We start from the raw sequence: 12,294 nt of genomic DNA, 5'->3' as shown, positions 1-12,294 counted from the left end.
AGCCCAGAGAGTGGGCGATACCGCTCCGAAAGTTGCGTGACGACCAGGCCGTCTGCACGTGACGGGCCCCTCGGCGCGCGTGTTCAGGCGCGAGTGGCGGCGACCCAGCGGTCGAGAACGTCCGCGGCTGCGCCGGAGTCGACGGCGCCTTCCGCCAGGACCATCGCGGCTGCGAAGCGCTCCGCGATGGTGCCCGATGCGGTCCCGGGGAGCGTCGCGTCCGCCACGATGCCGGCGGCCGCATTCAGCACGACGGTGTCGCGCACCGCTCCGCGCTCGCCCGCGAGCACTCGGCGCGCCACGCCGGCATTGTGCTCGGCGTCACCGCCTCGCAGGTCGTCGATGGTGATCGGCGTGAGACCGAGGTCCCCCACGGGGTCCAGTCGCAGCTCGGTGATCCCGCCCCCGCGGACCTCCCAGACCGTGGCCGCGCCCGTCGGGGCGAGCTCGTCGAGCCCGTCGTCGCCGTGGAACACCAGCGCCTCGCGGCCCTGCTGGCCGATCACGCCCGCGAGCACCGGCGACACCCGCAGGCTCGAGGAGCCGATCGCGGTCGCGGCCGGCTGCGCGGGGTTGGTCAAGGGCCCCAGGATGTTGAAGGTGGTCGGCACCCCGAGCTCCTTGCGGATGGGCATCGCGAATCTCATCGAGGGGTGGAACACCTGAGCGAAGCAGAACGTGATGCCCACCTCGGTCGCCAGCTCCGCCACGCGCTCTGGCGGGAGGTCGAGCCGCACTCCGAGCGCTCCGAGCACGTCGGCGCTCCCGGACTTCGAGGTGGCCGCACGATTGCCATGCTTCACGACAGTGAGCCCCGCGCCGGCGATCACGATGGATGCCATCGTCGAGATGTTCACGGTGTGCGCGCCGTCACCGCCCGTGCCCACGATGTCCACCGAGCGACCGGGCACCTCGAACCGGATGGCGTGGTCGAGCATCGCCTTCGCGAGGCCCGCCACCTCTGTCGGCGTCTCCCGCTTGACGCGCAGCGCCGCCAGGAACGCGCCCATCGCCACCGGCGATGCCGTGTCGGTAAGCACGGAGTTCATCACATCCGCCGTCTCCTCGGCGGTGAGGTCCTCGTGCTCGACGAGTCGGGACAGCAGATCCTGCAGGGTGGCCACGAGGCCTCCTCGGTGTCGGGCGGGTCAGGAGGTCTGTTCGACCGGAGCGAAGAATGCGTCGACGGCATCGCGTACCGCGAACGGGTCGAGCGGGTGCGCGACGGCCGCGTCCGCCTCGGACCAGGTCGCGAGCCAGGCGTCACCGGGGCGCCCGACGAGGATCATGATGGGCGGGCAGTCGTAGATCTCGTGCTTGATCTGGCGGCACAGTCCCATGCCGCCCGACTTCGCCGCCTCACCGTCGAGGATCAGCAGGTCGAAGCTTGCCGAGTCCACCTGAGAGATGACGGCGTCGTGAGTCGCCGTCTCCGTCCACTCGATCGTGCGTCCGTGCGTGGAGGAGCCGCACGCGAAGCGCACCTTCTCCCGCACGTTGCGATCGTCGCTGTACAGCAGGATGCGTGCCTTGGCAGACCCCACCTCGTCGTCGTTGCGCTTGGCCACGTCACTCATGCGGACCATTCTGGCATGAAGGACGGCGCGCATCGGCGGGGACCAGCGGAGCAGTTCAGGAGTCTCGCGCGTTCTGGCGTCTAGGACCTACGTCATAGGCAATAATGGTGCGCATGTCCCACGCGACGACGAGTGTGCCGTCACCCATCCATGCGACGCGCCCCAACCAGGTAGCTGTAGGAACCATCGTCTGGCTCAGTTCAGAGCTGATGTTCTTCGCGGGTCTGTTCGCGATGTACTTCACTCTGCGCGCCCAGGTGCCTGAGATCTGGGCGGAACAGGCCCCGTTGCTCAGCGTGCCCTTCGCGCTGGCGAACACCACGATCCTGGTGCTGTCGTCGTTCACCGCGCAGGCAGGCGTGTTCGCGGCCGAGCGCTATCAGCGCCGCCGCACCGGCTCCTTCTGGAACGTCAAGAGCTGGGGCATGCACGAGTGGTTCGTGCTGACCTTCATCATGGGCTCCGTCTTCATCGCCGGCCAGGTCTACGAGTACGCGGTCCTGGTCTCCGAAGGCATCACCATCTCGTCGAGCCCCTACGGCTCCGTGTTCTACCTCACCACCGGGTTCCACGGACTTCACGTCCTCGGCGGCCTGATCGCCATGCTGTTCGTTCTCGGACGCTCGTTCGCCGCCAAGAAGTTCGGCACCCACGAAGCCACCACCACCATCGTCGTGTCGTACTACTGGCACTTCGTCGACGTCGTCTGGATCGCCCTGTTCGCCGTGATCTACCTGGTCCAGTAGGGGGAGACCCATGCACATCCTTGCCCGTCGGCGCCACCACCGGTCAGCCCCGCTGCTGCTCGTCCTGGCGCTCCTCGCCCTCATCACCGGCATCGCCGCACTGTCTGCCTCCGGTCCCGCCACCGCCTCGACGGAGATGACGCAGGAGGACGCGGACGAGGGCGAGCGCCTGTTCGCCGCCAACTGCGCGTCCTGTCACGGACTCGACGCCCAGGGCCAGGACGGCGTCGCCCCGTCATTGGTCGGAGTGGGTGCCGCAGCCGTCGACTTCCAGGTGGGCACCGGCCGGATGCCGATGCAGGCCTCTGGCCCCCAGGCTCCCGCCAAGGCGCCGCAGTTCACGCAGGACGAGATCAACCAGCTCGCCGCGTGGGTCGCCTCTCTCGGAGCCGGGCCCGCGATCCCCACCGCTGAGCAGGTCGACCCTGCCCTCGGAGATGCCGCGAACGGCATGCTGGCCTTCCGCACCAACTGCGCCATGTGCCACGGCTCGATCGGCGGCGGCGGCGCGCTGACGCAGGGCAAGTTCGCCCCGTCCCTCCTCAACTCGACGCCCACGCACATCTATGAGGCGATGCTCACCGGCCCGCAGTCGATGCCGGTGTTCAACGACGCCAACATCACGCCCGAGACCAAGCGCGACATCATCGCCTACCTGGACTTCCAGAGCAACGGCTCGCCGGGAGGCCTCAGCCTGGGCTCCATCGGCCCGGTGTCCGAGGGCATGTGGGCGTGGCTCGTCCTGCTCGGTCTGATCATCGCCAGCACCATCTGGGTAGGAGCCCGTTCCTCATGAGCGCCGCCGACAAGAACTCTTCGCCGTACTCGGACCTGACGTCCGCGAACGGACATGACAACCCTGGACTGCCTCACCACCGTCCGCGGCGTGCCGACGTCGACAAGAAGGCCGGCAAGCGCGCGGAGCGCCAGACCGCACTGCTGTTCGCCATCTCGATCGTCGGCACGGTCATCGCGATCTGGGCGTACTTCGGTCTCGACATCGGTGACGGTGGCGACGTCGCCGCGATCCAGCAGATCAACATGTGGATCGGCATCGGCGTCTTCCTTGCGATGATCGGCATCGGCCTGGGTGCGATCCACTGGGCCAAGACCCTGATGCGCGACCACGAGATGGTCGAGGAGCGCCACGAGCTGCGCAGCTCTGACGAGGCACGTGCCGGCGCAATCCAGAACCTCAAGGACGGCGCGGAGGACTCCGGCCTCGCAGGAGTCGAGCGACGCGGCCTCCTCAAGGGCACGCTCATCACGGCTCTCGCCATCGCTCCCCTGTCGGTGCTCGTCCCGCAGATCGGCAACATGGGCGGCGACTGGAACGTCTCGAAGTTCCGTCACACCATCTGGGGCCCGGGAGTGCGCCTGGCGCGCGACCCCGACGGCGCACTGATCAAGGCCTCCGACGTCACCATCGGCTCGGTCTTCCACGTGATTCCCGACGGCCTTCACGACCTCGACCACGCGGCGATGATGAACGAGAAGGCGAAGTCCGTGGTGCTGCTGGTCCGCCTCGACCCCAAGGACCTCAACGTCCAGCAGGGGCGCGAGGACTGGTCGTTCGACGGCATCGTGGCCTACTCCAAGATCTGCACGCACGTGGGCTGCCCTGTGGCACTGTACGAGCAGCAGACCCACCACCTGCTGTGCCCGTGCCACCAGTCGACCTTTGACGTGGCGAACGGCGCCAAGGTGGTCTTCGGTCCCGCCAAGCGACCGCTCCCCCAGCTGCCGATCGCCGTGGACGACGAGGGCTACATCGTGGCGCAGGCCGACTTCGACGAGCCCATCGGCCCGTCGTACTGGGACCGGCTCAAGGGCGGGGATGACACCGCAGTCGAGGAGGAGACCCGCTGATGGGTGCCAAGCTGAATTCCGCCGCCTCCGGCACCGCGAACTACGTCGACGAGCGCACGTCCATCGGCGGATTCGTCAAGTTCTTCGCACGCAAGCTGTTCCCGGACCACTGGTCCTTCATGCTGGGCGAGATCGCGCTGTACTCGTTCATCGTGCTGCTGATCTCGGGCGTGTTCCTCACGGCCTTCTTCGTGCCGTCGATGGAGACCGTGCACTATGAGGGTCCCTTCGCCACCATGCACGACGTCGAGATGACCAAGGCGTTCGAGTCGACCCTCGTCACCTCGTTCGAGGTGCCCGGCGGCCTCCTGATGCGTCAGATCCATCACTGGTCCGCCCTGCTGTTCCTCGCGGCGATCATGGTCCACATGTGCCGCGTGTTCTTCACCGGCGCGTTCCGCAAGCCTCGTGAGCTGAACTGGCTCGTGGGCTTCACCCTCATGATCCTCGGCCTCGCGGCAGGCTTCACCGGCTACTCGCTTCCTGACGACGTGCTCTCCGGCAACGGACTGCGCATCATCGACGGCGTCATCAAGGGCGTCCCCCTGCTGGGAAGCCACATCTCGTTCTGGCTGTTCGGCGGAGAGTTCCCCGGCACGGCGCTGATTCCGCGGATCTTCACCGCGCACATCCTGCTGGTGCCGGGCCTGATCCTCGCACTCATCGCGCTCCACCTGTTCCTGGTGTTCCTTCACAAGCACACCCAGTACCCCGGTGGCGGCCGCACTCACCGCAACGTCGTGGGCCTGCCCCTCTTCCCCGTGTACACGGCGAAGGCCGGCGGCTTCTTCTTCGTGGTCTTCGGCATCATCGCCCTGGTCGCCTCGGTGTTCACCATCAACCCGGTGTGGAACTACGGCCCGTACGACCCCTCCCCCGTCTCCGCGGGAACGCAGCCCGACTGGTACATCCTGTTCATCGACGGACTGCTGCGCATGTGGCCCGGCTACCTTCCGTTCGGCATACCGACGGAATGGGAGCTCTGGGGCTACACGCTGTCGCTGAACATCCTGATCCCGTCGGTGATCGTTCCTGCACTGTTCTTCGGCTTCATCGCGCTGTACCCGTGGATCGAGTCCTGGGCCACCGGCGACAAGGGTGAGAAGCACGTGCTCGACCGGCCCCGCAACGTGCCCGTCCGCACCGGCATCGGCGTGGGCATGATCGTGTTCTACGTGATCCTGGTCCTCGAGGGCTCGAACGACATCGTGGCGAACCTCTTCCACCTGTCGCTCAACGACCTCACCATCTTCTTCCAATGGGGCATCTTCATCCTGCCCGTCCTGGCGTTCTGGATCACCAAGCGGCTCTGCCTGGGACTGCAGCGCAAGGACCGTGAGCTGGTGCTGCACGGTCACGAGACGGGCACCATCGTCCGCCACGAGCACGGCGAGTACGTCGAGGTCCACAGCCCTCTGGACGATCAGGAGCGATGGGTGCGGGTGTCGTTCGACAACCACAAGCCGCTCGAGATCGCCCCCGAGCACAACGACCGTGGCGTCGCGCGCAAGGGATACCGATGGGACCGCTTCAAGCAGCGCCTGTCCCGCTTCTACTACGAGGACCGCATCGAGCCCGTGACGCCCGCGGAGCTCGAAGCGGCTCACCACGCGCACCCCGACGCACCCTCCACCGCTGGCCTGGCGGACGCCGCCGAGGCCAAGGGAGCCAACGAGCGTCTCGACGAGGAATGGGAACAGCTCGACGAAGGCGCGACCAAGAAGTAGTCGACGCACCGACGTTCGAAGGCCGGCTCCCTGCGAGGGGGCCGGCCTTCGTGCGTCTCCGGCGCAGCGGTCTCTCCAGGGAATCCGCAGGCACGTCGCGGTGTTGACACGCACACGGCCCACCGCTGCGGGAACATCCCACGGCGATAGGCTGAAGGGGACACCCCGGAAACCGCGCGCGGCGCACGACGCCGCGCCCAACGCAGGAGGAAGTATGGCTGACTACACGCTGCCGGACCTCTCATACGACTATGGCGCTCTCGACCCGCACATCGCGGGCGAGATCATGGAACTGCATCACTCGAAGCACCACGCGGCCTACGTCGCGGGCGCGAACACCGCGCTCGAGAAGATGGCCGCCGCTCGTGACAATGACGACTTCGGCCCCATCGCGGGTCTCGAGAAGGCGCTCGCGTTCAACCTGGGCGGGCACATCAACCACTCGGTGTTCTGGACCAACATGTCCCCCGACGGCGGCGACAAGCCCACCGGTGAGCTCGCCGCGGCGATCGACGAGAACTTCGGCTCGTTCGACAAGTTCCGGGCGCACTTCACCCACAACGCGATGACCATCATGGGCTCCGGCTGGTCGATCCTTGCGTGGGACACGATCGGCAAGAAGCTCGTCATCGTCCAGCTCTACGACCAGCAGGGCAACGTGCCCGTGGGCCTCATCCCCCTGCTGATGCTCGACATGTGGGAGCACGCCTTCTACCTCCAGTACCGCAACGTCAAGGCGGACTACGTCAAGGCATGGTGGAACGTCGTCGACTGGGCGAACGTCCAGCACCGCTTCGCCACCGCATCGGCGACGCAGGGTCTGATCGTCAAGTAGCGCACTGGCGCGAACACACGAAGGGCGGGCATCCTCCAGGGTGCCCGCCCTTCGTGCGTCTCGCACCGTGCACGCGCCTCGCCGGTAGCGTGGAGCCCATGACACCAGCACCGGATCCGGGGGCCACCAGCGGCGATGCATCAGGCGATCACCGCCGACGCCACCCGCTCGAACGCCGCTCCGCCGTCTGGCTGCTGCTCGCCAGCCTGGTGCTGATCCAGTTCGCCTATCCCATCACCGACGGCGGTGATGGGTGGATGGCCGTGTACCTCCTGCTCTACGTCGGGGTCATCGCCTTCGCGATTCGTGTCGCCCTCGCCCATCCGCGCCGGTACGGCGTGTTCGTGCCACTGTCCGTGCTGATGGTGATCGGCGGCGCCTGGTTCGTCGTGTCGCCGGACAGCGACCACGCACTGTCCGCGATGCTCGCGGGCATCGGCCTCTTGCAGCTCGGTCTGCTCGCGGTGCTGATCTTTGCGCTCCTGGAACCGCCAGAGCGCGCCAACGGCATCGACCTGCTGCTCATGGCGGTATGCGGGTTCCTGATGATGGGCGGCGTCTTCGGCGCCGCGGCAGCGCTCATCGAGATCGCGTCCCCTGGCAGCTTCGCGGATCCCACGATCACCGTGGTGCCTCTGCCATGGCAGAGCCTGCTCTACGGGAGCTTCGTCACCCTCTCCGCATTGGGATTCGGCGACGTCACGCCCGTCTCTGCCTGGGCACGGTCGCTGTTCTCGTTCGAGGGAGTCATCGGCGTGCTGTTCATCGCCGTCGTGGTCTCACGGCTCGTGTCGGTCGCCGGGAAGGCCATCGACTCCGAGGAGTGAGGATGCGTCCGTCAGTGCGCGTGACGGCCCGTCGAGAACTCGAAGACCCAGCCCACCAGGCCCACCGAGCCGATGATCACGGCCGGCACCATGATCCACCAGCCCACCGCCATCGCCACGAACGCCAACGCTGACCCGAGCGCAATCACGAGCGGCCACCAGCTCCACGGCGCGTACACGCCCTGCGAACCCGCGAGCTCGGAGATATGTGCGTCCTCATCGTCCTCGGGACGGCGCCCATGACGCTTCTCGAGCATCTTGAAGTAGATGCCGATCATGATGAACATGCCGCCGGTGAGGAGGATCGCCACGATGCCGACCCACTCGGACCAGCTCGTGAAGATGCCGTAGAGCGTCCCCGCGAGGAAGAAGAAGATGGACGGGATCCAGAAGACGTTGGATTCGAGTCGCATCGGTCAGCTCTCCTTGTCGGACGCGGTGTGAGCGTGGTTGTCGCCTGCCGCGACGGGGGCGTGATCGCTGCCGGAGTCGTAGGCGGCGTGGTGGTCCCGAGCTGCGGCCTCAGGGTGGTGCAGGTCGAAGGCGGGACGCTCCGAGCGGATGCGGGGCATGGAGGTGAAGTTGTGGCGCGGGGGCGGGCAGCTGGTCGCCCATTCGAGCGAGTTGCCGTAGCCCCACGGGTCGTCGACGGTCACCTTGGGGGCGCGCTTGGTCGTGATGTAGACGTTCCAGAGGAACGGCAGCGTGGACAGCGCGAGGATCACGGCTCCCACCGTGGACACCTGGTTCATCCACGTGAAGCCGTCCTCCGGCAGGTAGTCGACGTACCGTCGCGGCATGCCGCTCGCACCCAGCCAGTGCTGGATGAGGAACGTGGTGTGGAAGCCGATGAACAGCAGCCAGAAGTGGAGCTTGCCCCACCGCTCGTTCAGCATCTTGCCCGTGAACTTGGGCCACCAGAAGTAGAAGCCCGCGAACATCGCGAAGACCACGGTGCCGAACACCACGTAGTGGAAGTGAGCGACCACGAAGTAGGAGTCGGAGACCGGGAAGTCGAGCGGCGGGGAGGACAGGATCACGCCCGTCAGGCCGCCGAACAGGAAGGTGATGAGGAAGCCGATCGACCACAGCATCGGCGTCTCGAAGGTGAGCTTGCCGCGCCACATCGTGCCGATCCAGTTGAAGAACTTCACTCCGGTGGGCACCGCGATGAGCATGGTCATGAACGCGAAGAACGGCAGCAGCACGGCGCCCGTGACGTACATGTGGTGCGCCCACACGGTCACGGACAGCGCCGCGATCGCGATCGTCGCATAGACGAGGCCGTGGTAGCCGAACAGCGGCTTTCGGGAGAATACGGGCAGGATCTCGGACACGATGCCGAAGAACGGCAGCGCGATGATGTACACCTCGGGGTGCCCGAAGAACCAGAACAGGTGCTGCCACAGGATCGCTCCCCCGTTCTCGGGGTTGAACACCTGGGAGTCGAGCACGCGGTCGGATCCCAGTGCGAACAGCGCCGAGGCCAGCGGGGGGAACGCGAGCAGCACGAGCATCGAGGTCACGAGGATGTTCCACGTGAAGATGGGCATCCGGAACATCGTCATGCCGGGCGCGCGCATCGTGACAATGGTGGTGATGAAGTTCACGGAGCCCAGGATCGTTCCGAAGCCCGCCAGCGCGAGGCCGAAGACCCACAGGTTGCCACCCACTCCGGGCGAGTACACGGCGTTCGACAGCGGCGCATACGCGAACCACCCGAACGATGCAGCCCCTTGGGGCGTGAAGAAGCCGGCGGAGGCGATGAGGCCACCGAACAGGTACAGCCAGTAGGCGAACATGTTCAGTCGCGGGAACGCGACATCGGGCGAGCCGATCTGCAGCGGCACGATGACGTTCGCGAAGCCTGCGAAGAGCGGCGTCGCGAACAGCAGCAGCATGATCGTGCCGTGCATCGTGAACAGCTGGTTGTACTGCTCGGCGGACTGCACGATCTGCATGCCGGGCTCGAACAGCTCGGCGCGGATCACCAGCGCCATCACGCCGCCGATGATGAAGAAGATGAACGACGTGATCAGGTACATGTACCCGATGGTCTTGTGGTCGGTCGAGGTGATCCACTTCACCGCGATGGAGCCGGAGCGCGACGGCGCGGCAGGAATCGCCACACCGGCGGGCTCGTGGCGGTCGTCGGCGTAGTCGGCGGTTGCCATTACTCGGTCTCCCCGTGGTCCGTCGTCAGTTCCACGACCTGGTCGCGGCTGTACTCGAGGCCGAGTTCGCCCTCGTAGCCCCTCGCGCGCAGGTCCTCCATGTATGCGTCGTACTCCGCGCGCTCCACGACCTCGACGTTGAAGAGCATCGATGCGTGATACTCACCGCAGAGCTCCGCGCACTTGCCCTGGTACGTGCCGATCTCGGTCGGAGTGACCTGCCATTCGTTCGTGCGCCCCGGGACCGTGTCCTCCTTGTAGAGGAACGCGGGGATCCAGAACGAGTGGATCACGTCGCGCGAATCGAGGTAGAAGTGCACCGTCTCATCGACAGGCAGGTACAGGGTCGGCAGCGTCGCCTCGACACCCTCCTCGCCTGTCAGAGTGGCCTGCACGCCCGGGTCGTACACGTCGTCGCTGAGATAGTTGAAGTCCCAGCTCCACTGCTTGCCGACCACTTGGATCTCGAGGTCCGGCTCGGCGTCGAGGGACGTCAGCTCGCCGATGTCCTCCGCGGTGTACTTGAACAGCACGGCGATGGCCATCAGCGGCAGCGCGGTGTACATCAGCTCGAGCGGCAGGTGCACGCGGTTCTGCACCGGGAGCTTGTGGTCGTCCTTGCGCTTGCGGTAGACCGCGACGCACCAGAGGATCAGACCCCAGGTCAGCACTCCGACGGCGAGTGCCGCGATCCACGAACCGTTCCACAGCGTGATGACCGTTCCGGTCTGGTTCGTGATGTCAGGAGTGGACGGCAAGGCCCCGTTCTCGATGCCCTGAGAGCAGCCTGCGAGCAGGGCCATCGCGCCCGCTATCGCGGCGCCAGTCAGGGCCTTCCGGGGCATGGCAGAGAGTGGCTTCTTGGACACCCGGTCAGTCTAGCGCGCGATACCGTGGGCGTATGCCAGCAACTCGGGTGTTCCTCGATGCCGGCGGGCGGGCTCCGGTCACCCGCCGGACGGCCGATGCGCTCCTCGCCGGGGTCGCAGATGGCTGGGCCGATCCCACTCGCCTCACCAACGAGTCACGTCGTGCACGGGCCGTGCTCGACGGCGCCCGCGAGGCGATCGCCGACGCAATCGGGGCCGATGCGGCGCACCTCCACTTCCTGCCGTCCGCGCACGTCGCGGCCGAGCGCGTCACCGCCGGCGTGTTCCGGGCCCGTCGTGGTCGGGAGCGCATCGTCGTCTCCGCCATCGAGCGGCAGGCCATCCTCGACGCAGCCGATCACACGGCGCCAGACGCGGTCGACCGGATACCCGTCGACGATGCGGGCCACGTGAACCTCGACGAACTCGAGGCACGCGTGAGCCACCCTGCCACCGCCCTGGCGCTCATCCAGCACGCGAATCAGGAGATCGGGACCGTCCAGCACATGGACGAGGTGGCGGCGATCACCCGCCGTGCCGAGGTGCCGCTGATCGTGGATGCGAGCGCCAGCATCGGCCACCTTGACCCCCCGACAGAGTGGGACGCGCTGCTCGCGGATCCCGCCGACTGGGGCGCGCCTGCGGGGCTGGGCGTTCTCGCGACCCGTCCGCGCACGCGCTGGCTCGCCGCCTGGCCCGGAGAGGGATGGGCGCCCGGAGGCGTGTCGATCCCCCTCGCGCTCGCCTCCGCCGTCGCGCTGCAGGAACGTCGCGAGGCGTACGAGACCAACCGGGCGCGCCTCACCGCTCTCACGGACCGGATTCGCGCGGGTCTGGCCGGGCTCGAGGGCGTCACCGTCGTCGGCGATGCCGATGCCCGCGTGCCCCACCTGCTCACGGCGGCGTTCCTCTACCTCGATGGCGAGCCAGTGGTGACACGGCTCGACCGCGAGGGGTTCGCGGTGGGATCCGGATCGGCATGCGGCACCGCAGCCTTCGAACCCAGCCACGTGCTCGCGGCGATGGGCGCGCTCACCCACGGCAATCTGCGCATCGGCCTTCACCCCGGGGTGGCGGACGAGGACGTGGCGCGGTTCATCGCCACGCTGCCGCGAGTGCTCGAGGACGTGCGCCGCACGATGACGGCCGACTGACCCGAGCAGATTGCCGGCGGAGACGCGAACGGGCGGCGCGGCCGTGAGGCCAGCGCCGCCCGTCGGCGAGAAGCGTCAATTCAGCTGAAGGAGTCTCCACATGCGCAGGAGCTCGCGGCGTTCGGGTTGTCGATGGTGAAACCCTGCTTCTCGATCGTGTCGGCAAAGTCGATGGTCGCACCGTCGAGGTACGGCACCGACATCTTGTCGACAACGACCTGCACGCCGTCGAAGTCGCGCGTCACGTCACCGTCGAGCATGCGCTCGTCGAAGTACAGCTGGTAGATGAGTCCGGAGCATCCTCCGGGCTGCACTGCCAGTCGCAGGCGAAGGTCATCTCGACCCTCCTGCTCCAGCAGACTCTTCACCTTGCCAGCCGCCGCATCGGTGATGACGACTCCGTGAGTGACAGCCTCGGTCGCAGTATCAGTCATATGCGGCCTCCTTTCGTAGATTCTGACTACCAGGGTACGCCTGTCGGCAACCGCAGCACGACCCCACGCCGCGACTGGCACA

The 12,294-nt window shown here is 66.9% G+C and carries 13 protein-coding genes; 7 read left to right on the top strand and 6 right to left on the bottom strand.

What is annotated here, in order from left to right; all coding sequences use genetic code 11:
• Window positions 1–83: 83 nt before the first annotated feature.
• Both trpD and QQX02_RS11555 read right to left on the bottom strand, forming a co-directional pair.
• Window positions 84–1,124, bottom strand: coding sequence for an anthranilate phosphoribosyltransferase (gene trpD / locus QQX02_RS11560; RefSeq protein ID WP_301143240.1), 1,041 nt, complete (start codon window positions 1,122–1,124; stop codon window positions 84–86).
• 24 nt (window positions 1,125–1,148) lie between these two features.
• The gene (locus QQX02_RS11555) at window positions 1,149–1,577 is read right to left on the bottom strand and encodes a response regulator transcription factor (protein WP_301143239.1); all 429 of its coding nucleotides are present in this window, start codon (window positions 1,575–1,577) and stop codon (window positions 1,149–1,151) included.
• A gap of 113 nt (window positions 1,578–1,690) precedes the next feature.
• On the opposite strand from QQX02_RS11555, the gene ctaE reads away from it, so the two are divergent.
• The 6 genes from ctaE (at window position 1,691) to QQX02_RS11525 (ending at window position 7,581) form a co-directional block, all read left to right on the top strand.
• A complete protein-coding gene (ctaE, locus tag QQX02_RS11550; protein WP_436968514.1) occupies window positions 1,691–2,323 on the top strand; it encodes an aa3-type cytochrome oxidase subunit III in 633 nt (210 codons plus the stop codon).
• Between the two features lie 10 nt (window positions 2,324–2,333).
• Window positions 2,334–3,119, top strand: coding sequence for a cytochrome bc1 complex diheme cytochrome c subunit (gene qcrC, locus QQX02_RS11545; RefSeq protein WP_301143236.1), 786 nt, complete (start codon window positions 2,334–2,336; stop codon window positions 3,117–3,119).
• Window positions 3,116–4,192, top strand: a complete 1,077-nt coding sequence (gene qcrA / locus QQX02_RS11540; protein ID WP_301143235.1) for a cytochrome bc1 complex Rieske iron-sulfur subunit — start codon at window positions 3,116–3,118, stop codon at window positions 4,190–4,192. Before qcrC ends, qcrA begins: the two co-directional genes overlap by 4 nt.
• Window positions 4,192–5,919 carry a cytochrome bc1 complex cytochrome b subunit gene (qcrB, locus tag QQX02_RS11535; protein ID WP_301143234.1) on the top strand — a complete coding sequence of 576 codons (1,728 nt, stop codon included), beginning with the start codon at window positions 4,192–4,194 and terminating at the stop codon, window positions 5,917–5,919. The genes qcrA and qcrB overlap by 1 nt, the downstream gene beginning before the upstream one ends.
• 214 nt (window positions 5,920–6,133) lie before the next feature.
• Complete coding sequence (locus tag QQX02_RS11530) at window positions 6,134–6,754, top strand: superoxide dismutase (protein WP_301143232.1); 621 nt, start codon at window positions 6,134–6,136, stop codon at window positions 6,752–6,754.
• A 98-nt stretch (window positions 6,755–6,852) separates the two neighbouring features.
• A complete protein-coding gene (locus tag QQX02_RS11525) occupies window positions 6,853–7,581 on the top strand; it encodes a potassium channel family protein (RefSeq protein ID WP_301143231.1) in 729 nt (242 codons plus the stop codon).
• An 11-nt stretch (window positions 7,582–7,592) separates the two neighbouring features.
• Here QQX02_RS11525 and QQX02_RS11520 read toward each other — a convergent pair whose 3' ends face one another.
• The 3 genes from QQX02_RS11520 to ctaC are packed head-to-tail and all read right to left on the bottom strand — an operon-like array spanning window position 7,593 to window position 10,624.
• Window positions 7,593–7,994 (bottom strand): cytochrome c oxidase subunit 4, encoded by a 402-nt coding sequence (locus QQX02_RS11520; RefSeq protein WP_301143230.1) that lies wholly within the window; start codon window positions 7,992–7,994, stop codon window positions 7,593–7,595.
• A 3-nt stretch (window positions 7,995–7,997) separates the two neighbouring features.
• A complete protein-coding gene (ctaD, locus tag QQX02_RS11515; RefSeq protein ID WP_301143229.1) occupies window positions 7,998–9,755 on the bottom strand; it encodes an aa3-type cytochrome oxidase subunit I in 1,758 nt (585 codons plus the stop codon).
• A complete protein-coding gene (gene ctaC, locus QQX02_RS11510; RefSeq protein ID WP_436968513.1) occupies window positions 9,755–10,624 on the bottom strand; it encodes an aa3-type cytochrome oxidase subunit II in 870 nt (289 codons plus the stop codon). Before ctaC ends, ctaD begins: the two co-directional genes overlap by 1 nt.
• 32 nt (window positions 10,625–10,656) lie before the next feature.
• Here ctaC and QQX02_RS11505 point away from each other — a divergent pair, with 32 nt between their 5' ends.
• On the top strand, window positions 10,657–11,778 hold the full coding sequence (locus tag QQX02_RS11505) for a cysteine desulfurase family protein (RefSeq protein ID WP_301143228.1): 1,122 nt from the start codon (window positions 10,657–10,659) through the stop codon (window positions 11,776–11,778).
• Window positions 11,779–11,858: 80 nt separating this feature from the next.
• On the opposite strand, the gene erpA is transcribed toward QQX02_RS11505, so the two are convergent.
• The gene (gene erpA / locus QQX02_RS11500; protein ID WP_301143227.1) at window positions 11,859–12,212 is read right to left on the bottom strand and encodes an iron-sulfur cluster insertion protein ErpA; all 354 of its coding nucleotides are present in this window, start codon (window positions 12,210–12,212) and stop codon (window positions 11,859–11,861) included.
• Window positions 12,213–12,294: the final 82 nt, after the last annotated feature.

Origin of the sequence: Demequina muriae, from assembly GCF_030418295.1 — a bacterium.
GTDB lineage: Bacteria > Actinomycetota > Actinomycetes > Actinomycetales > Demequinaceae > Demequina > Demequina muriae.
The sequence above is the reverse complement of the archived record's forward strand: the minus strand, read 5'-3'. Positions and strand labels throughout refer to the sequence as shown.